Source organism: Pseudomonas oryzihabitans, assembly GCF_001518815.1.
Classification (GTDB): Bacteria; Pseudomonadota; Gammaproteobacteria; order Pseudomonadales; family Pseudomonadaceae; genus Chryseomonas; species Chryseomonas oryzihabitans_E.
The window spans coordinates 3809741-3833557 of record NZ_CP013987.1; the positions used below are offsets into that span (position 1 = coordinate 3809741).

Here is a 23817-nt window from a genome sequence, read left to right on the forward strand (position 1 = left end):
CCATGACCTTTCGCCTGCCATTGACCGCCCTCTGCGCCGCCCTGCTGCTGGCCGGCTGCGTGTCGTCCGAAGGGCTGAACACCCAGGGGCACGCCGTGGATCCGGCCACCCTCAAGGGCGACGCCACCTTTGCCGGCGATCGCCTCTCCCCTGTCCAGTGGCCGAGCGCCGACTGGTGGACGCGGCTGGGCGATCCGCAGCTCGACAACCTGATCCGCGAGGCCCTGCGTGACAGCCCCTCGCTGCAGGAAGCCGATGCGCGCAGCCGCCAGGCCGATGCCGCGGTGCTCGCCGCCGATGCCAATCGCTATCCACAGATCGACGCCAATGCGGGCGTGACCCGCTCGCGTCTGGCGCGGCCAGACGATCCGGTCGGCCAGGGTGACCGTTACAGCACCTTGCGCCAACTCAATGTGAGCGGCAGCTATAGCTTCGACCTCTGGGGTGGCCAGCGCGCCGCCTGGGAGGCCGCACTCGGCCGCGCCCGCGCCGGTGAAGTGGATCGCCAGGCCGCACGCCTGACACTGGCCGCCGATGTCAGCCGCGCCTACAACCAGCTGGGTCTGGCCTATGCCAATATGGACGTGGCCCAGCAGGACCTGGAGCGTACCCGTGGCATGCTCGACCTGGCCCAGCGCCGGGTGGACGCCGGCCTCGACAGCGACTACCAGCTGCAGCAGACCCAGAGCCTGGAAGCCAGCGCGGCGGCCTCCCATACCGCGGCTGAACAGCAGGTGCGCACGGCCCAGATCCGTCTCGCCGTGCTGTTGGGCAAGGGGCCAGACCGTGGCGCCGAGATTCCACGGCCCAAGCTGATCGCCCCCGCCGCGGTGAACCTGCCTGCCCAGTTGCCGGTCGAGCTGGCCGGGCGTCGTCCGGACCTGATCGCCGCCCGCTGGCGGGTGGAGGCCGCGAGCAAGGACATCGTCGCCAGCAAGACCAACTTCTATCCCAACCTGGACCTGACGGTGGCCGCCGGCAGCAAGGCCATCCTCGGCGACGCCTTGCTCGGCGGTCCGGCGCGCTTTTTCAACGTCGGCCCGGCGCTGTCGCTGCCGATCTTCGATGCCGGTCGTCGCCGCGCCGATCTCGCCAGCCGCGATGCCGACTATGACTTGGCCGTGGCCCAGTACAACCGGACCCTGGTGCAGGCACTGGGCGACATCGCCGACGCCATCACTCGCCAGCGCTCGCTGGACCAGCAGATCGTCGAGCAGCAACGGGCACGGGACATCGCCAAGAGCTCCTTCGACATCGCCATGCAGCGCTATGGCGCCGGCATCGGCAACTACATCGATGCCCTGACCGTGGAGCAGCAACTGCTGCAGACCGAACGTCAGCTGGCCAGCCTCCAGGCCGACCGCGTCGACAGCGGCGTGCTGCTGATGCAGGCCCTGGGTGGCGGCTTCCAACCGTCCAAACTGCCGCCGGCGCCCGCCGCCGCGGCCACACACTGATACCGAGAGCCCGACCATGGCCGATTCCGCCGCAACCCCCAACGACAATGCCCAGGAGCAGAAGCCGCAGCGCTCCGGCAAACGCAAATTCCTCCTGCTGCTCCTGCTGCTGGTGGTGATCCTGGCCGGCGTGGGTGTCTACTGCTACCACCTGTTCTATGGCCGCTTCCATGCCGATACCGACGATGCCTACGTCAACGGCAACCTGGTGCAGATCACGCCCCAGGTCGTTGGCACCGTGACCCGCATCGCCGTGGATGATGGCGACTACGTCCGCCAGGGCCAGCCGCTGGTGGAATTCGATCCCAGCGACACCGCCGTCGCCCAGCAGAGCGCCGAGGCCAACCTGGCCAAGACCGTGCGCCAGGTGCGCGGCCTGTACAGCAACGTCGACAGCTACAAGGCCCAGGTGGCCGCCCGGCGCGTCGAGGTCGAACGGGCCCGCGCCGACTACGCCCGCCGCCAGCAACTGGCCAAGGGCGGCGCCATCTCCAAGGAAGAACTGGCCCACGCCCGCGACACCCTGGTGTCGGCGCAGAGCTCCCTGACCTCCGCCCAGCAGCAACTGGACACCAACCAGGCACTGGTGGACGACACCGAGATCGCCTCGCACCCGGACGTCAAGGCCGCCGCCGCCCAGCTGCGCCAGGCCTACCTCAACCATGCCCGCAGCACCCTGGTGGCGCCGGTCAGCGGCTATGTCGCCAAGCGCTCGGTACAGGTCGGCAGCCGCGTGCAACCCGGCGCGGCCTTGATGGCCGTGGTGCCGCTGGACCAGATCTGGATCGATGCCAACTTCAAGGAAACCCAGCTCGCCGAGATGCGCATCGGCCAGCCGGTGGAGATCCACTCCGACCTCTATGGCGACGACGTGCGCTATCGCGGCGTGGTGGAAAGCCTGGGCGTGGGCACCGGCAGCGCCTTCTCGCTCCTGCCGGCGCAGAACGCCACCGGTAACTGGATCAAGATCGTCCAGCGACTGCCAGTGCGTATCCGCCTGGAAGGCGACAACCTGGACAAGCATCCGCTGCGCATCGGCCTGTCGACCGTCGTCGATGTCGACCTGCACGACCAGGACGGCGCCCGCCTGCCCACCACCACACCAAAGCAGCCGCGCTACAGCACCGACGTCTACGATCACCAGTTGGCCGATGCCGACCAGCTAATCCAACAGATCGTCCACAACAACGGTCCGGCGGCACGCGCCGCGGGCGTCGCCAAGCGCTGAGGCCCTGGAGGCTCGGTCATGAGCCTCCCCGCCCCCTTCTGGTAATCCGTCATGAGCGATAACGCCTTTCGCCCGGCGAGCCTGGTCCTCGCCACGGTGGGCCTTTCCCTGGCCACCTTCATGCAGGTGCTCGACACCACCATCGCCAACGTCGCCCTGACCACCATCTCCGGCAACCTCGGGGTAAGTTCGGAACAGGGCACCTGGGTCATCACCGCCTTCGCCGTGAGCAACGCCATCGCCCTGCCGCTGACTGGCTGGATGGCGCGCCGCTTCGGCGAGGTCAAGCTGTTCATGGCCGCCGTGGTGCTCTTCGTCATCACCTCCTTTCTCTGCGGCATCGCCACCTCGATGCCCGAGCTGGTGATCTTCCGCGCCATGCAGGGTTTCGTCGCCGGCCCGCTCTACCCCATGGCCCAGACCCTGCTGCTGGCGATCTTTCCGGCGGCCAAGCGGGGCATGGCCCTGGCGCTCCTGGCCATGGTGACGGTGGTGGCGCCCATCATCGGGCCCATCGCCGGCGGCTGGATCACCGACAACTACAGCTGGCCGTGGATCTTCTTCATCAACATCCCCATCGGCATCTTCGCCACCCTGGTGGTCTGGAGCCAGCTGGGCAAGAAACCGGAAAAACTGGTGCACCAGCCCATCGACTACGTCGGGCTGATCCTCCTGGTGCTGGGCGTGGGTGTGTTGCAGGTGGTGCTGGACAAGGGCAACGACCTGGACTGGTTCGAATCCAACCTGATCTGCCTCGGTGCGGCCTTTTCCGCCGTGGCGCTGACCGCCCTGGTGATCTGGGAGCTGACCGACAAGCATCCCATCGTCAACCTGCGGCTGTTCCGCTATCGCAACTTCAGCTTCGGCACCCTGGCGCTGGTGCTGGGCTATTCGGGCTTCTTCGGCATCAACCTGCTGCTGCCCCAGTGGTTGCAGACCCAGCTCGGCTACACCCCGGTGTGGGCGGGCCTGGCGGCAGCGCCCATCGGCATCCTGCCGGTGATCCTCTCACCGCTGGTGGGCAAGTTCGCGCACAAGACCGACCTGCGGCTGCTGGCCGGGGGCTCCTTCCTGGTGATCGGGGCGTCGTGCTTCATGCGCGCCACCTTCAACAACGAGGTGGACTATCGCCACATCGCCGAGGTACAGACCTTCATGGGCCTGGGCGTGGCGCTGTTCTTCATGCCCACCACCAGCATCCTGCTGTCCAGCCTCAAGCCGTCGGAGCTGGCGGACGGCGGCGGCCTGGCGACCTTTCTGCGGGTCCTGGGCGGCAGCTTCGCCTCCTCCCTGACCACCTGGCTCTGGCAGCGCCGCGCCATCCATCACCATGCCCAGCTGACCGAGGACGTCACCGCCTACAGCCCGGCCACCCAGCATTACCTGGACGCCCTCGGCGGTCCGTCGCAGCAGGCCTATGCCCAGCTGGACAAGGTGGTGGAGAGCCAGGCCTACATGCTCTCCACGGTGGACTACTTCACCCTGCTTGGCTGGATCTTCATGGGCCTGTTCCTGATCATCTGGCTGGCCAAGCCGCCGTTCGCGGCCAAGCCGGGCGCCGGTGGCGGCGATCACTGAGCAGCGGCCCTGGCTCTCGCGAGCCAGGGCCCCATGAGCCCTGAACGGTTTCGACGCAGTTTGCCCACCACCCAGCCGGTCGCCAGCCCGCTGACGATCAGGGTGCGCTGTGTTGGGTCTGCAGATAGTCGGCGATATCGCGCAGATCCTCGGCATCGCCGATGCCCCAGAACCTCATCTTGGTGCCCGGCACCTTCTGCTCGGGATCACGCAAGAAGGCCGCCAGGGCCTCGCGATCCCAGGCGAAGCCGGCCTGGCGCATGGCCTCGGAGTAGTGGTAGCCCGGGAGGCTACCGGCCTGGCGACCGAAGAGGTCGTTGAGCTGGGGACCGAAACCGGATTGAGCGCTCGGCCCTACCGAATGGCAGTTATGGCAGCGCCGCAGGAAGAGATTGCGGCCGTTATCGGCGTCGGCCCAGGCCAGTTCACTACCGAGCAATGCCAGCACGACCAGCCCAGCCAGGCCCTTCATCGCTGGCATTTCCGGCAATAGACGCTGGCGCGCTGGCCCAGGCGGATCTCCTGCAGGCCCGTCCCACAGACCTTGCAGAATTCGCCCTTGCGCCCGTAGACGAACAGCTCCTGCTTGAAATAGCCCGGCGCCCCGTCGCCCCCGATGAAGTCGCGCAGGGTGGTGCCGCCGCTCTCGATGGAACGCGCCAGCACCTTCTTGATCTCCTCGGCCAGGCGATCGTAGCGCGCTCGGGAAACGCTGCCGGCCGCCCGGCGGGGGTCGATGCCGGCGGCGAACAGCGCCTCGGCGGCGTAGATGTTGCCTACCCCCACCACCACGGCGTTGTCCATGATGAAGGGCTTGACCGCCATGCTGCGCCCACGTGACAGCTCGAACAGCCGACCGCCGTCGAAGGCCTCGGTCAGGGGCTCGGGCCCCAGTTTGCTGAGCAGCACATGGGCATGGGGATCCTGGGTCCAGAGCAGCGCACCGAAACGGCGCGGATCGGTGTAGCGCAACGACAGCCCGGACTCCAACTCGATGTCGACATGCTCGTGCTTGGCCGGTGGCTGATCCGCCGGCACCAGGCGCAGGCTGCCGGACATGCCCAGGTGGCCGATCAGGGTGCCGCTCTCGGCGCGAATCAGCAGATACTTGGCACGCCGCTCCACGGCCTCGATGCGCTGACCGGAGAGGCGCACGTCCAGGTCTTCGGGGACGGGCCAGCGTAGCCGACCATCGCGGACAATGACCCGGCGCACGCGTTGACCGACGACATGGGGCTCGATGCCCCGGCGAGTGGTTTCGACTTCAGGTAATTCGGGCATGGAGGTCCAGGACGATTGCAGGTGCCTTAGTAATTGATCCGGCCACTGCCCATTTCAAGGATCGTCTCCTTGAGCGACTCGAAGTCGTACTCGGACAGGCCGACGTGATCCAGCACCCGCGGCGCGATGGCCTGCCACTCGTGATCCTCGTCCTGGCCGCCCAGGGCGCGATAGCAGCGGCAGATGTGCTCGGCCATCTTCAGCAGCGCCAGCAGATTCTTGATCTGGATGTCGGTGGTCGAGTCCTCGTCGAAGACGGACTGGGCATTGTGATGGTTGGCGATGGCCTGGCCCACGTGCTCCGGCAGGCGCCAGGACCGCGAGATGAAATACCCCACCACGGCGTGGTTGGTGTTGAACATGCGGTTCTCCACGTCCACCACTCGTACCTGCTCGTTAACGCTGGCATAGGCCTCCTCCAGTACCGCCATGTAGCTGGGGAAACGCTTGAGCATCAACGGGATGCCGCAGTTGTGGAACAGACCCAGGGCATAGGCTTCGTCGGGGGTCGGATAGCCGGTCTTCTTGGCCAGGCTCAGGCAGGTCTCGGCTACATCCTGGGCGGTATCCCAGAAGCGGTTGAGAATGACGATGGTCTCGTCGGTGAGCTCCCCCTTGATCGACTGGGCGTTGATCAGGTTGATGACCGACTGGCTGCCCAGCAGATTGACCGCCCGCTGGATCGAGGTGATGCGATTGCTCAGGCCGAAGTACGGCGAGTTCACCAACTTGAGCAAGGCGCCCGACAGCCCCGGGTCCTGGCCGATCAGACGGGAAATGACCTTGAGATCCGGGCTGGGCATGAGCTGTTCGAGCTGCAAATCCACCATGATCTGTGGCTGCGGAGGAATGCTGATGCCTTGCAGAGCCTGACGGATCTGCTCCTCGGTCAGCTGAGGGGACGCTTGGGACATGGAGGCTACTCTGCGATGGATGTCGCAAATTTACTCTGCGCCGTCCGCCGATGCCATCGGGCGCGACGAAGGAACTTCAGGGGGGTAAAGCGAGACGGATTTAGGAGCGCTGGCAAAAGGCTAGCCCGACCGAATTCCAATCGAGGTATCCGCAACCATGGCTACATCCCTGAACGGCAAGAAAATCGCCATCCTGGTCACCGACGGCTTCGAGCAGGCCGAGCTCACCGGCCCAAAAGAGGCCTTGGAACAGGTAGGTGCCCAGACCCACATCATCTCCGCCGAGAGCGGCCAGGTGCAGGGCTGGGACGGCACCGAGCCGGCCGACAGCTTTCCGGTGGACCTTACCTTCGCTGAGGCCAATGCCGGTGACTATGACGCCGTGCTGTTGCCCGGGGGCGTGGTCAACGCCGACACCATCCGCATCGACACCCAGGCTCAGCAGCTGACCAAGCAGATCGCCGATGCCGGCAAGCCGGTGGCCGTCATCTGCCATGGCGCCTGGCTGCTGATCTCCGCCGGCCTGGTGCAGGGCAAGACCATGACCAGCTGGCCCTCGCTGACCGACGACCTCAAGAACGCTGGCGCCACCTGGCAGGACCAGGAGGTCATCGTCGACGGTCAACTGGTGAGCAGCCGCAAGCCAGACGACATTCCAGCCTTCAATCGCGAGTTCATCAAGCTGCTCGCAGGCTGATACCCGGGGAATGGCACTTTGATCTCATAAGACGGAACTATGGCAAAGTGCCAGAGTCTTATCGAGTGCCCCCAAAGCACTTTTAGCCCGCCCTGCCCGGCGGGCTTTCTTTTGCCCGCCGTTTGGCCTGGAAGCCTGGGTACGGCCGTGCGAGCCAGGTTTAGACCGCCCTACAAAACGCTAAAGAAACGAAGGGGACTCGCGCCCGCATTTACATCAGGTAACTGAGCAGTGTTCTGGGGCGGCCCAGGCTATTGAGCCGGGGCGTTTTCAACAGCGCAGCGGATCATGGACAGGCTTTCTCAGGCCTGGAAATCGTCCTGCAGATCCACCAGATGGCGTTCGATAGCGGCCAGGCGCTGGCCCTGATCGCTCATGCCCAGCCAATCCAGCTTGAGATGGGCCTCGAACGGCAACAGGTAGGCCAGCTGGCAGCCCAGCGCCTGACGGTCGGCGACCTGGCCGCCCATGTCCAGACTGGCCACCAGGGGATGCTGGGCCAAGGCCGCCAGCAGCGCCATCAGATCGGCGTCGGCATCGCGCAGCGGCTGGGGATCGGTTTCAGCCAGCCATTCCACCTCGCCCACCACCAGGTGATCGGCCTGTTCTTCCTGGCTCAACAGGCGAAAGCGCCGACCGCCTTCGATGCGAATGCCCAGGAGACCATTGCTCTGTTGCTGCCAGTCACGGATCAGCGCCTCGCAGCCAAAGGCACCCAGCCGATTCGGCGCGGCACCGGTCTCGCGGCCTTCGAGGATGGTTACCACGCCAAAGCTGCTGCCCTGCTTGAGGCAGCGGCCGAGCATGTCCAGATAGCGGGCTTCGAACAGTTGCAGATCGAGACGGCAACCGGGAAACAGGGTGGTGTTCAGCGGAAACAGGGGCAGCGTCATGAAACCTCCGAGGCCTGATGGTCCTGCTGGATAGAGCGTCGAGCGCCGTCGGCTGCTCCCGCGCGGCGACGCGCGGGGCCTTGCCGGCTCAGAAGCGGTAGACCTCGGCGCCGGTGCGAATCGGCACCACGGCTGGCAACGTTGGCCGGGCCTGGGCCTCTTCCACGAGTTTCTTCGGTTCCTTGCGTGCGACCTCGCTGTCGCGCCGACCACGCTGGGCGACCTTGGTGAGATCCGTGGCGAGACGCGCGGCCAGTTGCTGCAGCAACTCGCCTTGCGCCCGCACCTGGGCGGCACGATCACCGCCCTGACGCCCTTGCAGGTGTACCACCTCGGTGTCCAGCAGGCGCCCCTGGCCGTCACGTAGTTGCCAGCTGGCGTCCAGGGCAGCGGGAGCCTGGTCCCCGGCGTCGAGGCGGGTCACCACCAGCTCCACCCGGTATTGCGGATCGAAGCCCTCGGGCTGCTCGCCCACTACGACCCGACCGCTGTTCAGGCGGCTGGCGAGCTGGCGTTGCAGCAACTGGCGTACGTTGGCGTCAAGCGGACCGGCCCAGTGATCGCGAGTGGCCTTGAGGCTGCCGTCAGGCTGGCGCTCCAGCAGCACGTCACGCTGCAGGTAGTCGGCCAGTTGCAGGTTTTCGATCCACACCGCAAGGCCACGCGCGCTGTTCGCGGGCGTACGCGCGTTACCGCCGTCGAGTTGATAGTAGTGGCTGGGGCCAAGGCTGGCACAGCCGCCGAGGCCGGCCAGCAGGCTAACGAGCGCCAGCCTGGCGAGACACATCCGTTTCATCGAGGCTCTCTCTCGACGGGCGCCATGGCCCGGCGAGTCCTGGTCGAAAAAATCCGGCCTATGCTAGCGGCTGACCGCAGGCGGCTCAAGTTTCCACCTGCAGCGAGTCCACCCGCTGGAAGCCACGCGGCAGCTTGTTGCCTCGCCGCCCGCGCTCGGCACGGTAATGTTCCAGGTCGCTGCCCTTGAGGGTATAGGGCCGCTTGCCCGCCTGCAGGGTGAGGGACGCGCCGGCCGGGACCACGGCCAGATCGACTACGTATTCCTCACGCTTGGCCACCCGCTCGCCAGGGATGGAAATCAGCTTGTTGCCCTTGCCCTTGGCCAGCTGTGGCAGCTCGGTGATAGCGAATACCAGCAGGCGCCCCTCGTTGGTGACCACCGCGATGGAGGTGTCCTCCAGGGAGGCCACCGGCTTCGGAGACAGCACCTTGGCACCGTTGGGCAGGCTGATCAGCGCCTTGCCGGCCTTGTTCTTGGCCTGCAGGTCCTCGCCCTTGACCACGAAGCCGTAGCCGGCATCCGAGGCCAGTACATAGAGGCTGCTGTCGTCCGGCAGGAGCAGACACTCGAAGCTGGCCCCTGGCGGCGGCGTCAGGCGTCCGGTCAGGGGTTCGCCCTGACCCCGCGCCGACGGCAGGGAGTGAGCCGCGACCGAATAGCTGCGCCCGGTGGAGTCGATGAAGACGGCGAACTGATTGGAGCGGCCCAGGGCTGCCGCCTTGAAGCCGTCGCCGGCCTTGTAGGACAGCCCGGTCGGATCGACGTCATGGCCCTTGGCCTGGCGCACCCAGCCCTTCTCGGACAGCACCACGGTCACCGGCTCGGTGGGCATGAGTTCGGTTTCGGACAGGGCCTTGGCCTCGGCACGCACGACGATGGGCGAGCGACGAGCGTCGCCGTAGGTCTCGGCGTCCTTGATCAATTCGTCGCGGACCAGATTGCGCAGCTTCTTGTCGCTGCCCAGCAGGGTCTGCAGGCGCTTCTGCTCCTTGAGCAGCTCGGCCTGTTCGCCACGGATCTTCATCTCTTCCAGCCGCGCCAGCTGGCGCAGGCGGGTTTCGAGGATGTAGTCGGCCTGGTCCTCGGAGAGCTCGAAACGGGCCATCAATGCCTGCCTGGGATGCTCTTCGGTACGGATGATGTGGATCACCTCGTCCAGGTTGAGAAAGGCGATCAGCAGGCCGTCCAGCAGGTGCAGGCGGCGGTTGACCTTGTCCAGGCGGAACTGCAGGCGGCGACGCACCGTGCCGATGCGATAGATCAGCCACTCCTGGAGGATCTGCCGGAGGTCCTTGACCTGGGGCTTGCCGTCCAGGCCGATGACGTTGAGGTTGACCCGGTAGCTGGATTCAAGATCGGTGGTGGCGAACAGGTGCTGCATCAGTTCGTCGGCATCGATGCGGTTGGAGCGCGGCACGATGACGATGCGGGTCGGGTTCTCGTGGTCCGACTCGTCACGCAGGTCGGCCACCATGGGCAGCTTCTTGGCCTGCATCTGGGCGGCGATCTGCTCCAGCACCTTGGAACCGGAGACCTGGTGCGGCAGTGCGGTGATGACCACGTCGCCGTCTTCACGGCGGTAGACGGCACGCATGCGCACCGAGCCGCGCCCGGTCTCGTAGATTTTGCGCAGGTCGGCGGGTGGCGTGATGATCTCGGCTTCGGTGGGGAAGTCCGGACCCGGCACATGCTCGAGGAGTTCGGGAATCCCGGCGATGGGATCGTCCAGCAGGCGCACGCAGGCAGCCGCCACCTCACGCAGGTTGTGCGGCGGGATATCGGTGGCCATGCCCACGGCGATGCCGGTGGTGCCGTTGAGCAGCAGGTTGGGCAGGCGTGCCGGCAGCACCGCCGGTTCGTTCAGGGTGCCATCGAAGTTGGGCACCCAGTCCACGGTGCCCTGCCCCAGTTCATTGAGCAGCACCTCGGAATAGCGCGACAGCCGCGCCTCGGTATAGCGCATGGCGGCAAAGGACTTGGGATCGTCCGGCGCGCCCCAGTTGCCCTGGCCGTCCACCAGCGGATAGCGATAGGAGAACGGCTGGGCCATCAGCACCATGGCTTCGTAGCAGGCCGAGTCGCCATGGGGGTGGTACTTACCGAGCACGTCACCCACGGTACGGGCGGATTTCTTGTGCTTGGCGTCGGCATCCAGGCCCAGTTCGCTCATGGCATAGATGATGCGGCGCTGGACCGGCTTGAGACCGTCGCCGATGTGCGGCAGGGCGCGGTCCATGATGACGTACATGGAGTAGTTCAGGTACGCCTGCTCGGTGAAGTCGGCCAACGAACGGCGTTCGACGCCATCCAGGCTCAGGTCGAGGGGTGCACTCATGGGAGTCCTTTGGTGTTACGTCTTTGATCGGGGGGCCCGGTCCATCGCGGTCATGGACCGCTCCTACAGGCGCTCGATACACCTGTAGGAGCGGTCGCTGCGGCGAACCGCCATGACCGCGATAGGCGCAGCCAACATATTTAGAGCAGCACTTCGGCGCGATCGCCCTTGGATTCCAGCCAGCTCTTGCGGTCGCCGGACCTCTTCTTGGCCAGCAGCATGTCCATCATCTCGAGGGTGCCGGGCACGTCCTCGAGGGTCAGCTGCACCAGGCGGCGGGTGTTGGGATCCATGGTGGTCTCGCGCAGCTGCAGCGGATTCATCTCGCCGAGGCCCTTGAAGCGGGTGACCTGGGGCTTGCCGCGCTTCTTCTCCGCCGCCAGGCGATCGAGGACGCCGTCACGCTCGGCCTCGTCGAGGGCGTAATGGACCTCCTTGCCCAGGTCGATGCGGTACAGCGGCGGCATGGCTACATAGACATGGCCGGCGTCCACCAACGGGCGGAAGTGCTGCACGAACAGGGCGCACAGCAGGGTAGCGATGTGCAGGCCGTCGGAGTCGGCATCGGCGAGGATGCAGATCTTGCCGTATCTCAGTCCGCTCAGGTCGGCACTGCCGGGGTCGATGCCGATGGCCACGGCGATGTCGTGCACCTCCTGACTGCCCAGCACTTCGCTGCCGTCCACTTCCCAGGTGTTCAGGATCTTGCCGCGCAGCGGCATGATGGCCTGGAATTCCTTGCTGCGCGCCTGCTTGGCGCTGCCGCCGGCGGAGTCGCCCTCCACCAGGAACAGCTCGGATCTCATCGGATCCTGGCCGGCGCAGTCGGCCAGCTTGCCGGGCAGCGCCGGCCCTTGCGTGATCTTCTTGCGCTCGACCTTCTTGCCCGCCTTGAGGCGGCGGCCGGCGTTGTTGATGGCCAGCTCGGCGATCTGCTGACCCAGCTCGGGATGGGCATTGAGCCAGAGGCTGAACGCGTCCTTGACCACCCCGGCGACAAAGGCCGCCGCCTCGCGGGAGGACAGCCGCTCCTTGGTCTGGCCGGAGAATTGCGGCTCCTGCATCTTCATCGAGAGGACGAAGGCGATGCGCTCCCAGACATCTTCCGGAGCCAGTTTGAGGCCGCGCGGCAGCAGGTTGCGGAATTCGCAGAATTCCCGGATGGCATCCAGCAAACCCTGGCGCAGGCCATTCACATGGGTGCCGCCCTGGGCGGTGGGAATCAGGTTGACGTAGCTTTCCTGCACCGACTCGCCACCCTCGGGCAGCCAGAACAGTGCCCAGTCCACCGCTTCCCGAGCCGAAGCCAGGCTGCCGTGGAAAGGCACCTCCGGTAGCCGCAGGGCGTCGCCCACGGTATCCACCAGGTAGGATCTCAGGCCGTCCTCATAATGCCACTCGGTGCGTTCGCCACTGGCTTCGTCGTGGAAGCTTACGGCCAGGCCCGGGCAGAGTACTGCCTTGGCCTTGAGCACGTGCTTCAGGCGGCTGACGGAAAACTTGGGGGCATCGAAGTACTTGGGGTCCGGCCAGAAGTGCACGCTGGTACCGGTGTTTCTCTTGCCAACGCTACCGACCACGGCCAGTTCGCTGGCCTTGAAGCCGTCGGCGAAGGCCATGGCGTATTCGTTGCCCTCACGCTTGACGCGTACCTCGACACGGGTCGACAGGGCGTTCACCACGGAAATGCCTACACCGTGCAGGCCGCCGGAGAACTGGTAGTTCTTGTTGGAGAACTTGCCGCCGGCGTGCAGCTTGGTGAGGATCAGCTCGACACCGGAAACGCCCTCTTCCGGGTGAATGTCCACCGGCATGCCGCGACCGTCGTCGATCACTTCGAGGGAGTTGTCGGCGTGCAGGATCACCTGCACCTGGCGCGCGTGACCAGCCAGGGCCTCGTCCACGCTGTTGTCGATGACTTCCTGGGCCAGGTGGTTGGGCCGGGAGGTGTCGGTGTACATGCCAGGGCGCTTGCGCACCGGATCGAGTCCGGAGAGGACTTCGATGGCGTCGGCGTTATAGGCGTTCTGCGTGGCCATGGGGTCTCTATTCGAAGGTGTTGAAATCCAGCTCGCGCCAGAGCGCCGGGTCGAAGCCGGCCAGCTCGAGCAGCAGCGGCAGCTGGCGGTGGAAGCCCTGGAAGCCGTGGTCGCCACCCTGTTCGATGCGCAGGGTGCAGGCGCCGTAGTAGCGTTCGGCATCCCGGTAGTCGAGGGTCTCGTCACCGGTTTGCAGCCAGACGTGAAAGCGCCCGGGATCTGCCGGCGCTGCGACTTCCTGCGCGCTCAGGGCTTCGACGTGGGCCTCGGTGAGGGTCCAGGTCTCGCCGGTATGGTGATTGCGTTGGGGGCCGAGATAATGCTCCATGAAGCGCCAGGGCCGGACTGCCGGGTTGATCAGCACGGCCTTGAGCCCATGGCGCTCGGCCAGGACGGTGGCATAGTAGCCGCCCAGGGAGCTGCCGACCAGCAAGGGGGCGTCCAGCTCCGCCAGTTCGCGCTCCAACAGCGCGAAGGCAGCACCGGCATCGTTGGGCAGCGCCGGGGCGCGCAGGTGGTCCGCCAGGCCAAGGTGGGTCATGCAGGCAGTCAGCTGCCGGGCCTTCAAGGACGCGGGCGAGCTGTTGAAACCATGGATATAGAGGATCGACGGCATCAGGCCGCTCCTACTGGATAAAAATACAGGCAAAGAGTACCCGGTTTCGACCTCCGCGACCAAGGCAGCCGACCGGCGTCAGACCTAGTAGCCTGCCGCGCTGTGATCCACGGTGAAGGCATGCTGTTGCAGACGCGAGACACCGGTCTCCAGCTCGCCGTCGGGCAGCAGGCGCAACCAGCGATAGCCAGGGGCCTGGTCGCCCGCCTTGAACTCCTGGCTGCCCGGTTCGAATTGCAGGCCGGTGGACGGCGAGGCCAGCAGCCGCACGCCATTGCGCAGCTGATCGAATTCCTGGTGGATATGCCCCCAGAGCACCACCTTGACCTGTGGGTGACGATCCAGCACGGCAAACAGCTCGTCCGGCCGGTTCAGGCCCAGAGGTTCCATCCAGCCACAGCCTACCGGCACCGGGTGATGGTGCAGGCAGATCAGCGCCGGACGCTCGGGCGCCGCGCTCAAAGCCTCGTCCAGGGTAGCCAGCTGTGCCTGCTCCAGCTCGCCGAAGACGCAGCCGCGCACGGTGCTGTCGAGCAGGATGAGGCGCCAGGCACCAAGATCGGTGACGGTGTCCAGAAAATCGCGGTCGCCACAGGCCTTGGCCATGGGCGCGTTTTCGTCGTGATTGCCGGCCAGCCAGCGCATCGGCGCAGCGAGGGGTTCGGTCAGTTCGCAGAACCGCTGATAGGAGGCTACCGAGCCGTCCTGGGAGAGGTCACCGCTGGCCAGCAACAGATCGATGCGTGGCTGCTCCTGTACCACCTGAGCGACCACCTGTTGCAGGCTGGCTGCCGTGTCGATACCCAGCAACCGTCCATTGGCACGGGCAAACAGATGACTATCGGTCAGCTGGACAACGAGAGGAGCGTTGACACTATCCGGCAAACTCACCAAAGCCTCCTAGGCATAAGGGGACAACGAGCGCAGGCAGGGTGCAGAAAAGTTCCCGAGAACTTGCGTGCATGCTTCACATTTTCGCAGCTTGAACGGCGCGAGGGAAGCCGCAGCTGTCAGCGTTGCGCTCTGGTGCTCATCGCTGCAGGATCGGTTCAGCTTCATGGCCACAGGCCAGGCAGTGACTCAGCCATTCGCCGAGAAACAGATTGAGCTGGTTCTTTTCGTCAGGCTGATGCATCGCCTGGTTGGGATAGGGATAGCGCCCGAGCAGGTGCCGGGAGGCCCCCGCCGACACCACTTCCGCCATCCGCGCATCGTGATAGACCCGCACCTCCAGTTCAGGAACCGGCAGCCAGGGCAGCCCCAGCTCCTGGCGGACCCGCAGTGCCGTCGTGTAGGGACAGGCCTCGGTGACCTCCAGCGCGAGCACCCCCAGCGGGCGCTCGCCTTGTGACAGCATGACGCGACGCGAAACCATGGCTTCGCGCATCTTGGGCAGAAGCCGCATCAGCCGCACGTAGTTGGCCTCGCACGTGGCCTGCAGGCCCGGCAGGTCAACTCGATAGCGATCTCGCAGTTTCAGCCCCATAACCCCCGTACCTCGGCGCGATTGAGCGCCAACCATTGCAGGGCGATGATTGCCGCTGCGTTATTGATTCGACCGTCGCGAACCCCGGCCAGTGCCTCGTCCAGCGACCAGACATGGACGCGAATGTCCTCGCCCTCCTCCTCCAGACCATGGACGCCACCGGCGTCCGCGGTGCTGCAGCGACCTAGGTAGAGATAGACCTGTTCGTCACTGCCGCCGGGCGAGGGGAAGTAGGTGGAGATGGGCCAGAGCGATTGCAAGGTCAGCCCGGCTTCTTCCTCGGCTTCCCGATGAGCGACCGCCTCGACGGCCTCGCCCTGCTTGTCCACCAAGCCCGCCACCGGCTCAAGCAGCCAGGGATGAGCGGTCTTTTCCATGACGCCGACGCGAAACTGCTCGATCAGCACCACCTCGTCGCGCACCGCATCGTAGGGCAGCACGCAGACGGCATCCGGACGCACGAAGACCTCGCGCTCCAGTTCAGGGCCGAGGTCACCGGAGAACTGCCGGTGGCGCAGCCGGAAACGGGCCATGCGGTAGAAGCCCTGGAAGCAGATCTCGCGACTCAGGATCTCGACGGCAGGCACCTGGGATTCGTTGGCTTCGTTCATGGGCGCTCCAGCGCTGGTAAAAGGTCATCAGATCATCCTAGCGTGCCGCCTGCGCTCGTGCAGCCCCTGAGGAGACAAGTCGCGAAACGGGCAACAAGCCAGGAAACCTCTGCCCGGGCCTGGCAAACTTATGGGTCCAGACGGGTTCGAAAGCCGTCGCACTCCGCTTCAACGAAGGTTTCAACGACAAGGAATCCCATGCGTATCCGCCCGCTCCTCCTGCTCGCCGGCCTGCTGCTCGGTGGTTGCCAAAGCGTCTTCGGCCCCAACCTGGACAAACCGCTCACGCCCCGCCACCAGGCCTGGGAGCATCGCCCCGCCGGTTGCCAGGGCGAAGAATGCCCGCTGATCAACATCGACTACGTGGAATTCGGCGAACCGGCGCTGGACGCCCTGGTGCAGCGTCACCTGCTGGGCCTGGCACGGGCCGAGCCGGGGGCACCCATTCCCACTTCGCTCGCGAATTATGAGCGGGACTTCCTCAGCCAGGCCCAGCCACGCTGGAGCAGCTATCTGCAGGCCAAGGTGCGCGAACAGCATGACGGCCTGGTGATCATCGAGTTCTCCAGCTATCTGGCCAATGGCGGCGCCCATGGCCTGGCCGGGCGCGACTTCGTCACCTGGGATCGCCACCTCGATCGGCAGATCAGCCTGGGCGACATGCTGGTTCCCGGGCAGGAAGGCGAATTCTGGCGGCTGGCGCAGCTGTCACGCGAGGCCTGGATGGTCAGCAACGGCGTCGGCGATGCCGAGTTCCGCCAGCAATGGCCCTTCCTCAAGACCAACAACGTGGCCCTGGACTTCGGCGCCCTGACGCTCAAGTACGACATCGGCAGCATCGCGCCCTACGCCATGGGCCATCCGGAGCTGAAGATCCCCTATCCCAAGCTCAACGGCATCCTCAAGGGTGAGTATTTCCCGGGGCGGGGCAAGGCACGGCAGCCGTAAGTTTGGCGCGTGGAAAACGCTATACGGTTTTCCACCCTACTCGGTTTAAGGCTTGCCTGTAGGAGCGGCCCATGGCCGCGCCTTGACGAACGGGTGACCTGCGCCCAGGTTGATCGCGACCATGGTGGTCCGCCGATACGGAGCTCAGGGTGGATGACGGCACAGCTTCATCCACGCGCGCCGATCAACCTGGCCCCCACCCCAACCCTCCCCCGCATGCGGGGGAGGGAGTGATTCGGCATTCGGGATAAGCTTCCAGCGGAGGTTGGGCTGAGTGCAGCGAAGCCCAACCGCTCGGTTTACGTCCGCTTCAACCCCAACAGCGCCTGTGCGGTACCGGCCAACACGATGGCTGGCAGGGTCGCGCCCCAGGCCGGGAGCAGCGTTGGCAGCAGGTGGTAGACGGCCACGCCGAGGGCCCAGGCGACCAGGGACTCCAGGCGCAGTGCCCGCACCCGCTGCGGAGCCTTGCGGCGGCGCAGCAGGAAATGGTCCACCAGCACCACGCCGAACAGCGGCGCGAACACCGAGCCGATCAGCAGCAGGAAGTGCTCGTACTGCGCCAGGGGGACCAGCAGCGCCAGCAGGGTGCAGAGGATGCCGATGGCCAGGGTCAGCTGCCAGATCTTGACCTGGGCCAGGAACCCCGTCGCCACCGCTGCCGAATGATAGGCGGCAAAGGCGTTTTCCGACTCATCCAGCAGGATCAGCAGCAGTGGCAGCCCCAGGCCGGCCACGGCCAGGGCGCGCAGCAAGGCGTCGGCTTCACCACCGCTGGCGAAGGCCAGGGTGTAGGCGAAGCCCAGGCCCATCAGCCAGAGGTTGCCGCAGAAATAGCCCAGCATGACGCCCCGCCCGGCGCTGCGTCCGGTGCGGGCGAAACGGGTGTAGTCGGCGATCACCGGCAGCCAGGACAGCGGCATGGCCACCACCAGATCGAAGCCGAGGGCCTGGGTCAGGGAGCCATCGCCCGGGCGCTGCCAGAGCGCGGCCAGGTCGGCGCGCAGGAACAGGTCCAAGGTCAGCCATCCGCAGGCGCCCAGCAGCAGCCAGATACCCCAGCGGCTGAGGAAACGCCGCACGAAGGTCAGCGGACCGGCCACTGCCAGCGCCGTGGCCAGGGCGCCGAAGACCAGGGTCCAGAGCACCGGCGAGGCCCAGTCCTGCAGACCCCAGCTGCCCAGCAGCACGCTGGCCGCCTCGCGCATCACCACCAGTTCGAAGGCGCCCCAGCCGATCAGCTGGGTGATGTTGAGCACCGCCGGCAGCAGGGCACCGCGCTGGCCGAGGCTCTGGCCCAAGGCGGTCATGCCGGCCAGGCCGGTATCGCTGCCCACCAGGCCGGCGGCCGCCAGCAGCAGCACCCCGACCCCGGTGCCCAGCACCAGCACCAGCAGGCCGTCGGCCAGGCCGAGACCGGGTGCCAGCAGCGCGCCGGCCTGGGCCACCATGAGGCCGATGCCGAGGGAGAACCAGAGGGTGAAGAGGTCGCGCCCGCCAAGGATGCGACGGTCCGCCGGGACGGGGACGGTGGGGGTGTAGAGGCCGGGGGCCTGGGCCATGATAGGTCTCGTGAGCAAGGGGTTGAGGACGCCCAACGTCGTTGGGTGACGCTGGGCATTGTTGGGCTTCGCTGCGCTCAGCACCAACCTACGGAAACGGCGTGCTGGCCTGCAGACACAGGTTGGGCTGAGACGGCGTTATCGTCGAAGCCCAACGTTGCAGGGTGACCTGGACAACGTTGGGCTTCGCTACGCTCAGCGCCAACCTACGGTGGTTTGTTTGGAACCGTAGGTTGGGCTGAGACGGCTCTATCGTCGAAGCCCAACGTTGCAGGGTGACCTGGGCATCGTTGGGCTTCGCTACGCTCAGCGCCAACCTACGCAACCAGGGTGCTGGCCTGACAGACGTAGGTTGGGTTGAGACGGCTCTATCGTCGAAGCCCAACGGTACGAGGTCGACCTGGACAACGTTGGGCTTCGCTACGCTCAGCGCCAACCTACGGTTGTCAGACCTGCTTGTAGATCACCCCTCCTTCGTCCTTGAAGCGCGCCGCCTGTTCCTGGAAGCCGGCCTCGATGGCCTTCTGCTCGTCGGTCAGGCCGTTCTCCTTGGCGTAGTCGCGGACCTCCTGGGTGATCTTCATGGAGCAGAACTTGGGGCCGCACATGGAGCAGAAGTGCGCCACCTTGGCCGAGTCCTTGGGCAGGGTCTCGTCGTGGAAGGCACGCGCCGTGTCCGGGTCCAGGCCCAGGTTGAATTGGTCTTCCCAGCGAAATTCGAAGCGCGCCTTGCTTAGTGCGTTGTCGCGGATCTGGGCGCCGGGATGCCCCTTGGCCAGGTCCGCGGCATGGGCGGCGATCTTGTAGGTGATGATGCCGGTCTTGACGTCGTCCTTGTTGGGCAGGCCCAGGTGCTCCTTGGGCGTCACGTAGCAGAGCATGGCGCAGCCGAACCAGCCGATCATGGCGGCGCCGATGCCGCTGGTGATGTGGTCGTAGCCAGGGGCGATGTCGGTGGTCAGGGGGCCGAGGGTGTAGAACGGCGCCTCGTCGCAGCACTCCAGCTGCTTGTCCATGTTCTCCTTGATCAGCTGCATGGGCACGTGGCCCGGGCCTTCGATCATGGTCTGGACGTCGTGCTTCCAGGCGATCTTGGTCAGCTCGCCGAGGGTTTCCAGCTCGCCGAACTGGGCGGCGTCGTTGGCATCGGCGATGGAGCCCGGACGCAGGCCGTCACCCAGGGAGAAGCTCACGTCGTAGGCCTGCATGATCTCGCAGATGTCTTCGAAGTGGGTGTAGAGGAAGTTTTCCTTGTGATGCGCCAGGCACCACTTGGCCATGATGGAGCCGCCGCGGGAGACGATGCCGGTGACGCGCTTGGCGGTCAGGGGCACGTAGTGCAGGCGCACCCCGGCATGGATGGTGAAGTAGTCCACGCCCTGCTCCGCCTGCTCGATGAGGGTGTCGCGGAACAGCTCCCAGGTCAGTTCTTCGGCGACGCCATCGACCTTTTCCAGAGCCTGGTAGATGGGCACGGTACCGATGGGGACCGGCGAGTTGCGGATGATCCACTCGCGGGTCTCGTGGATGTGCTTGCCGGTGGACAGGTCCATCACGGTGTCGGCGCCCCAGCGGATGCCCCAGGTCAGCTTCTCGACCTCTTCCTCGATGGAAGAGCCCAGGGCGCTGTTGCCGATATTGCCGTTGATCTTCACCAGGAAGTTGCGGCCGATGATCATCGGCTCCAGCTCCAGGTGGTTGATGTTGGCCGGGATGATGGCGCGGCCGCGGGCCACCTCGTCGCGGACGAACTCCGGCGTGATCTCCTGGGGAATGCTGGCACCGAAGCTCTGGCCGCGGTGCTGGTTGCCGAGCAGGCCAGCGGCGCGGGCCTCCTGCAGCTTCATGTTCTCGCGGATGGCGATGTATTCCATCTCCGGCGTGACGATGCCCTGGCGGGCATAGTGCATCTGGGAGACGTTGCGCCCGGCCTTGGCTCGACGCGGCTGGCGCGCCAGGTCGAATCTCAGGGCGGTGAGACTCGGATCGGCGAGCCGCGCCTGGCCGAATTCGGAGGAGAGGCCGGCCAGCAGTTCGGTGTCACCGCGCTCTTCGATCCAGCGTGAACGCACGTCCGGCAGGCCCTTGCGCAGGTCGATGCGGGCGGCCGGGTCGGTGTAGGGACCGGAGGTGTCATAGACGAACACCGGGGCGTTCTTTTCACCGCCGAACGCGGTAGGGGTATCGGCGAGGGAGATTTCCCGCACCGGCACGCGAATGTCGGGACGCGAGCCAGTCAGATAGACCTTGCGCGAATTGGGCAACGGCTGGGTGGACTGGCGGTCGACGCGGGTAAAGTCGGTGACGTTGTTCTGCTTGTTCATCGAGGCTCTCCTGGTGGGCGCGTTGCCGAGGGAAGAACCTGGACGAAGGGGTGGGCACGCAGGAAGACGCAAGCCCGGACGGATGGCGACCACGGAGACGAATGCGGACGCCCTCTTGTTCCCTACGCAGGTTGACGCACCGCCATGCGGCGCGCCTAGCCTGATCAGGTTCAACGGGATCCGGGACTACCCGATCTCAGCGCCTCGTAGCGCACCCCGACAAGAACGCGGCCAGTGTAAACCCAGACTGGCAGAAACTTCGACCGCTATTTCCTCTCCTATGGCGGATTCGGACGAAGTCACTACACTGGCCCGGTCCCTCAAGGAAGGCTCCAAGAATGCGAAGATTCCTGCTGCTCGCGGCGCTCTGCACCACGGCCGGTCTGGCCCACGCCCAGGTGGCCGGCAATGGCCTGCTCGACGTCTACCGTGAGGCGCTGGACAACAACGCCGACCTCGCCGCCGAACGCGCCGGTCTCGGCGCCCAGCGCGAAGCGGTGCCCCAGGCACGGGCCGGCTTGCTGCCGCAACTCGGCCTTGGCGCCCAGTTCAACGACACCCACACCAGCCTGGAGCTGAAGGACAATCCCGCGTTGGGCGTCCAGGGTGGCCGCTACAGCAGCGATCGCAGCAGCCAGCTGATCCAGGCTACCCTCAGCCAGCCCCTGTTCCGTGCCGACCGCTGGTTCCAGCTCAAGGCCGCCCAGGCCGCCACCGAGCAGGCCGAGCTGCAGTTTTCCGCCGCCCAGCAGCAACTCATCCTGCAGACCGCCGAGGGCTATTTCAGCGCCCTGCGCGCCCAGGACGCCCTGGCCACCGCCCGTGCCGAGGAAAAGGCCTTGTACCGCCAGCTGGACCAGTCCCGCGAGCGCTACAAGGTCGGCCTGACCGACGACACCGACGTGCTCCAGGCCCAGGCCAGCTTCGACAATGCCCAGGCCAACCGCTCGCAGAGCGAGCAGCAGGTGGCGGACGCCTTCCAGGCCCTGACCCGTCTGACCGATCGTGACTACGGCAGCATCGCCGGCATTCGCCACGACCTGCCGATCCTGCCGCCGCAGCCCAACGATGCTCGCCAGTGGGTGGACACCGCCATGCGCCAGAATCTGCAGCTGCTGGCCGCCGGCCAGGGCGTGAACGCGGCGCAGGAAACCCTGCGCCAGCGTCGCGCCGGGCACCTGCCGACGGTGGATGCGGTGGCGCGCTACAGCCACAGCGACAACGATGCGGTGAATCTGCCCAACGCCGAGCAGCTGGCGCTGTTCGGCAGCCCGGTCAACAGCCGCAGCATCGGTATCCAGGTGGAGCTACCGCTGTACAGCGGCGGCGCCACCAGCTCCCAGGCGCGTCAGGCCTACCAGCAGCTGGACCGGAGCGAACAGCAGCAGGAAAGCCTGCGCCGCCAGGTGGTGCAGAACACCCGCAATGCCCATCGGGCGATCAACACCGACATCGAGCAGGTGCGGGCTCGACGGCTGTCCATCGCCTCCAGCCAGCGCGCCCTGAGAGCCACCGAGATCGCCTACCAGGTGGGCAGCCGCACCATCGTCGACGTGCTCGACGCCCAGCGGCTGCTGTACAACGCCGTGCGCCAGTACAACGATGCCCGCTACAACTACATCCTGGATACCCTGAGACTCAAGCAGGCGGCCGGCACCCTGGCGCCCAACGACCTGCTGGCGCTGTCGGGCTATCTCGACCCCCACTACGACCCGGACCGCGACTTCCTGCCGCCGGACCTGGCCAAGACCCGCGCCGACGTCCTGCCGGCGCGCTCGGCTCAGGGCGTGAGCAATTTATCCAGTCCGGAGAGCAGGCGCTCCAGCGCACCCTGATTGGCGGCCAACACCGCCAGACCCGCCTGCCGGCGCCGCTCGGCTTCCGCCGGTTCGGCCCACAGTCGGGCCACGGCGGCGGCGATGGCCGAGGCTTCCGCTACTGTTTCCAGGGCGCCGGCGTCGCGCAACTGGGCGACGATGTCGAGGAAGTTGAATACGTGCGGACCGCTGAGCACCGGCACGCCGAGAGCGGCCGGCTCGAGCGGGTTGTGCCCGCCGCGCTCGATCAGGCTGCCACCGACGAAGGCGACGTCGGCCAGGGCGTAGAGAAACAGCAACTCGCCCATGGTGTCGCCCAGCAGGACCTGGGTCTGCGGTTGCACCGCCTCCCCCGTCGAGCGCTGGATCACGCTGAAATCTTCGCGGCGCACCTCGGCCAGTACCTCGGGAAAGCGCTCGGGATGACGCGGCACCAGGATCAGCAGGGCATCGGGGCATGCGGCCAGCAGTTGGTGATGGGCCTGGAGCAGGATCTCGTCTTCACCGGCATGGGTGCTGGCGGCGATCCACACCGGGCGATGGCCCCAATCCTGGCGCAGGTCAGCCGCGCGGGCCGGCAGCTCGGGATCGATGCGCAGGTCGAACTTGATGGAACCGGTCACCGCGACCCGCTCGGCACGGGCACCGAGGGCCCGGAAGCGCTCGGCTTCCACCGGCGTCTGCACCGCGAGCCAGGCCAGTTCCGCCAGCATCGGCGCGGTCACCCCGCCCAGTTTTCCGTAGCCACGGGCGGAACGCTCGGACAGCCGGCCATTGGCCAGGGCGATGGGAACGTCGCGGCGCGCCGCCTGGTGGATGAGGTTGGGCCAGAGCTCGGTTTCCATCACCACCCCCAGACTCGGTCGCAGCCGGTCGAGGAAACGCCCGGCCAGGCAGGGCAGGTCGTAGGACAGATAGCAGTGATAGACCTCGTCACCGAACAGGGCGCGAATGCGCTCCGAGCCGGTGGGCGTCATGCAGGTCACGGTGATCGGCAGTTCGGGATGGCGTTGGCGCAGGGCGCGGATCACCGGCGCGGCGGCGATGCTCTCCCCCACCGACACCGCATGCACCCAGATGCCGCCGGGAGGTACCGCCGGTAGTCCCAGTGCCAGGCGCTCGCCGATACGTTGCCGATAGGCGGGAGCCCTGCGTCCGCGCCAGAGCAGGCGCAGCAGGATGAAGGGCAAGGCCAGGGTAAAGATCAGGCTATAGAGGGTACGGTTCATGGC

The 23817-nt window shown here is 66.2% G+C and carries 20 protein-coding genes and 1 riboswitch; of the genes, 6 read left to right on the forward strand and 14 right to left on the reverse strand.

All coding sequences use genetic code 11. The features are described 5' to 3' along the window. The first annotated feature begins 2 nt into the window (after nucleotides 1-2). From APT59_RS17390 to APT59_RS17400, 3 genes are read left to right on the forward strand one after another with little or no spacing between them, the layout of a single operon-like run. Nucleotides 3-1457 (forward strand): efflux transporter outer membrane subunit, encoded by a 1455-nt coding sequence (locus APT59_RS17390; protein WP_059316002.1) that lies wholly within the window; start codon nucleotides 3-5, stop codon nucleotides 1455-1457. A gap of 16 nt (nucleotides 1458-1473) precedes the next feature. Next, nucleotides 1474-2685, forward strand: coding sequence for an efflux RND transporter periplasmic adaptor subunit (locus APT59_RS17395; protein ID WP_059316003.1), 1212 nt, complete (start codon nucleotides 1474-1476; stop codon nucleotides 2683-2685). A gap of 51 nt (nucleotides 2686-2736) precedes the next feature. Then, nucleotides 2737-4263 (forward strand): DHA2 family efflux MFS transporter permease subunit, encoded by a 1527-nt coding sequence (locus APT59_RS17400; protein WP_059316004.1) that lies wholly within the window; start codon nucleotides 2737-2739, stop codon nucleotides 4261-4263. 97 nt (nucleotides 4264-4360) lie between these two features. On the opposite strand, the gene APT59_RS17405 is transcribed toward APT59_RS17400, so the two are convergent. Genes APT59_RS17405 through APT59_RS17415 form a run of 3 tightly spaced genes read right to left on the reverse strand, consistent with a single transcriptional unit; the run spans nucleotide 4361 to nucleotide 6395 of the window. Then, nucleotides 4361-4735 (reverse strand): c-type cytochrome, encoded by a 375-nt coding sequence (locus APT59_RS17405; protein WP_059316005.1) that lies wholly within the window; start codon nucleotides 4733-4735, stop codon nucleotides 4361-4363. Beyond that, nucleotides 4732-5544, reverse strand: a complete 813-nt coding sequence (gene mutM / locus APT59_RS17410) for a bifunctional DNA-formamidopyrimidine glycosylase/DNA-(apurinic or apyrimidinic site) lyase (protein WP_059316006.1) — start codon at nucleotides 5542-5544, stop codon at nucleotides 4732-4734. Before mutM ends, APT59_RS17405 begins: the two co-directional genes overlap by 4 nt. 26 nt (nucleotides 5545-5570) lie before the next feature. Next, complete coding sequence (locus tag APT59_RS17415) at nucleotides 5571-6395, reverse strand: HDOD domain-containing protein (protein WP_167348588.1); 825 nt, start codon at nucleotides 6393-6395, stop codon at nucleotides 5571-5573. 220 nt (nucleotides 6396-6615) lie between these two features. Here APT59_RS17415 and APT59_RS17420 point away from each other — a divergent pair, with 220 nt between their 5' ends. Then, entirely contained in the window at nucleotides 6616-7155 is a 540-nt protein-coding gene (locus APT59_RS17420) for a type 1 glutamine amidotransferase domain-containing protein (protein ID WP_059316008.1), read from the forward strand. Between the two features lie 302 nt (nucleotides 7156-7457). Here the strand turns inward: APT59_RS17420 and APT59_RS17425 are convergent, their stop codons facing one another. The 8 genes from APT59_RS17425 to APT59_RS17460 all read right to left on the reverse strand — a co-directional run bounded on the left by APT59_RS17425 (nucleotide 7458) and on the right by APT59_RS17460 (nucleotide 15934). After that, the gene (locus APT59_RS17425; protein WP_059316009.1) at nucleotides 7458-8048 is read right to left on the reverse strand and encodes an LON peptidase substrate-binding domain-containing protein; all 591 of its coding nucleotides are present in this window, start codon (nucleotides 8046-8048) and stop codon (nucleotides 7458-7460) included. 88 nt (nucleotides 8049-8136) lie between these two features. Next, entirely contained in the window at nucleotides 8137-8844 is a 708-nt protein-coding gene (locus APT59_RS17430) for a PqiC family protein (RefSeq protein WP_059316010.1), read from the reverse strand. A gap of 85 nt (nucleotides 8845-8929) precedes the next feature. Beyond that, nucleotides 8930-11182 (reverse strand): DNA topoisomerase IV subunit A, encoded by a 2253-nt coding sequence (gene parC / locus APT59_RS17435; protein ID WP_059316011.1) that lies wholly within the window; start codon nucleotides 11180-11182, stop codon nucleotides 8930-8932. Nucleotides 11183-11322: 140 nt separating this feature from the next. Continuing rightward, nucleotides 11323-13221 (reverse strand): DNA topoisomerase IV subunit B, encoded by a 1899-nt coding sequence (gene parE, locus APT59_RS17440; protein ID WP_059316012.1) that lies wholly within the window; start codon nucleotides 13219-13221, stop codon nucleotides 11323-11325. 7 nt (nucleotides 13222-13228) lie between these two features. Then, complete coding sequence (locus APT59_RS17445; RefSeq protein ID WP_217266000.1) at nucleotides 13229-13840, reverse strand: YqiA/YcfP family alpha/beta fold hydrolase; 612 nt, start codon at nucleotides 13838-13840, stop codon at nucleotides 13229-13231. 81 nt (nucleotides 13841-13921) lie between these two features. Continuing rightward, a complete protein-coding gene (gene cpdA, locus APT59_RS17450; RefSeq protein WP_059316014.1) occupies nucleotides 13922-14728 on the reverse strand; it encodes a 3',5'-cyclic-AMP phosphodiesterase in 807 nt (268 codons plus the stop codon). A 139-nt stretch (nucleotides 14729-14867) separates the two neighbouring features. Continuing rightward, complete coding sequence (locus APT59_RS17455) at nucleotides 14868-15323, reverse strand: DUF1249 domain-containing protein (protein WP_059316015.1); 456 nt, start codon at nucleotides 15321-15323, stop codon at nucleotides 14868-14870. Continuing rightward, nucleotides 15314-15934 (reverse strand): NUDIX domain-containing protein, encoded by a 621-nt coding sequence (locus APT59_RS17460; RefSeq protein WP_059316016.1) that lies wholly within the window; start codon nucleotides 15932-15934, stop codon nucleotides 15314-15316. Before APT59_RS17460 ends, APT59_RS17455 begins: the two co-directional genes overlap by 10 nt. Nucleotides 15935-16132: 198 nt before the next feature. Between APT59_RS17460 and APT59_RS17465 the strand changes: the two genes are divergently transcribed. Beyond that, on the forward strand, nucleotides 16133-16882 hold the full coding sequence (locus APT59_RS17465; RefSeq protein WP_059316017.1) for an RsiV family protein: 750 nt from the start codon (nucleotides 16133-16135) through the stop codon (nucleotides 16880-16882). 299 nt (nucleotides 16883-17181) lie between these two features. On the opposite strand, the gene cytX is transcribed toward APT59_RS17465, so the two are convergent. After that, a complete protein-coding gene (gene cytX, locus APT59_RS17470) occupies nucleotides 17182-18444 on the reverse strand; it encodes a putative hydroxymethylpyrimidine transporter CytX (protein ID WP_059316018.1) in 1263 nt (420 codons plus the stop codon). A 446-nt stretch (nucleotides 18445-18890) separates the two neighbouring features. After that, nucleotides 18891-20768 carry a phosphomethylpyrimidine synthase ThiC gene (gene thiC / locus APT59_RS17475; RefSeq protein ID WP_059316019.1) on the reverse strand — a complete coding sequence of 626 codons (1878 nt, stop codon included), beginning with the start codon at nucleotides 20766-20768 and terminating at the stop codon, nucleotides 18891-18893. Between the two features lie 102 nt (nucleotides 20769-20870). Continuing rightward, nucleotides 20871-20997, reverse strand: a riboswitch (TPP riboswitch). Between the two features lie 109 nt (nucleotides 20998-21106). Between thiC and APT59_RS17480 the strand changes: the two genes are divergently transcribed. After that, nucleotides 21107-22603: a TolC family outer membrane protein gene (locus APT59_RS17480; protein WP_059316020.1), complete on the forward strand. Its 1497-nt coding sequence runs from the start codon at nucleotides 21107-21109 to the stop codon at nucleotides 22601-22603. Here the strand turns inward: APT59_RS17480 and waaA are convergent. Further along, complete coding sequence (gene waaA, locus APT59_RS17485; RefSeq protein ID WP_059316021.1) at nucleotides 22549-23814, reverse strand: lipid IV(A) 3-deoxy-D-manno-octulosonic acid transferase; 1266 nt, start codon at nucleotides 23812-23814, stop codon at nucleotides 22549-22551. The two genes, APT59_RS17480 and waaA, sit on opposite strands and share 55 nt — an antisense overlap. Between the last annotated feature and the right edge of the window lie 3 nt (nucleotides 23815-23817).

What these genes read in the sequence shown, in the direction of transcription:
- APT59_RS17390 (WP_059316002.1), top strand. Translation starts at nt 3, where the DNA reads ATGACCTTTCGCCTGCCATTGACCGCCCTCTGCGCCGCCCTGCTGCTG.
- APT59_RS17395 (WP_059316003.1), top strand. Translation starts at nt 1,474, where the DNA reads ATGGCCGATTCCGCCGCAACCCCCAACGACAATGCCCAGGAGCAGAAG.
- APT59_RS17400 (WP_059316004.1), top strand. Translation starts at nt 2,737, where the DNA reads ATGAGCGATAACGCCTTTCGCCCGGCGAGCCTGGTCCTCGCCACGGTG.
- APT59_RS17405 (WP_059316005.1), bottom strand. Translation starts at nt 4,735, where the DNA reads ATGAAGGGCCTGGCTGGGCTGGTCGTGCTGGCATTGCTCGGTAGTGAA.
- mutM (WP_059316006.1), bottom strand. Translation starts at nt 5,544, where the DNA reads ATGCCCGAATTACCTGAAGTCGAAACCACTCGCCGGGGCATCGAGCCC.
- APT59_RS17420 (WP_059316008.1), top strand. Translation starts at nt 6,616, where the DNA reads ATGGCTACATCCCTGAACGGCAAGAAAATCGCCATCCTGGTCACCGAC.
- APT59_RS17425 (WP_059316009.1), bottom strand. Translation starts at nt 8,048, where the DNA reads ATGACGCTGCCCCTGTTTCCGCTGAACACCACCCTGTTTCCCGGTTGC.
- APT59_RS17430 (WP_059316010.1), bottom strand. Translation starts at nt 8,844, where the DNA reads ATGAAACGGATGTGTCTCGCCAGGCTGGCGCTCGTTAGCCTGCTGGCC.
- parC (WP_059316011.1), bottom strand. Translation starts at nt 11,182, where the DNA reads ATGAGTGCACCCCTCGACCTGAGCCTGGATGGCGTCGAACGCCGTTCG.
- parE (WP_059316012.1), bottom strand. Translation starts at nt 13,221, where the DNA reads ATGGCCACGCAGAACGCCTATAACGCCGACGCCATCGAAGTCCTCTCC.
- APT59_RS17455 (WP_059316015.1), bottom strand. Translation starts at nt 15,323, where the DNA reads ATGGGGCTGAAACTGCGAGATCGCTATCGAGTTGACCTGCCGGGCCTG.
- APT59_RS17460 (WP_059316016.1), bottom strand. Translation starts at nt 15,934, where the DNA reads ATGAACGAAGCCAACGAATCCCAGGTGCCTGCCGTCGAGATCCTGAGT.
- APT59_RS17465 (WP_059316017.1), top strand. Translation starts at nt 16,133, where the DNA reads ATGCGTATCCGCCCGCTCCTCCTGCTCGCCGGCCTGCTGCTCGGTGGT.
- cytX (WP_059316018.1), bottom strand. Translation starts at nt 18,444, where the DNA reads ATGGCCCAGGCCCCCGGCCTCTACACCCCCACCGTCCCCGTCCCGGCG.
- thiC (WP_059316019.1), bottom strand. Translation starts at nt 20,768, where the DNA reads ATGAACAAGCAGAACAACGTCACCGACTTTACCCGCGTCGACCGCCAG.
- APT59_RS17480 (WP_059316020.1), top strand. Translation starts at nt 21,107, where the DNA reads ATGCGAAGATTCCTGCTGCTCGCGGCGCTCTGCACCACGGCCGGTCTG.
- waaA (WP_059316021.1), bottom strand. Translation starts at nt 23,814, where the DNA reads ATGAACCGTACCCTCTATAGCCTGATCTTTACCCTGGCCTTGCCCTTC.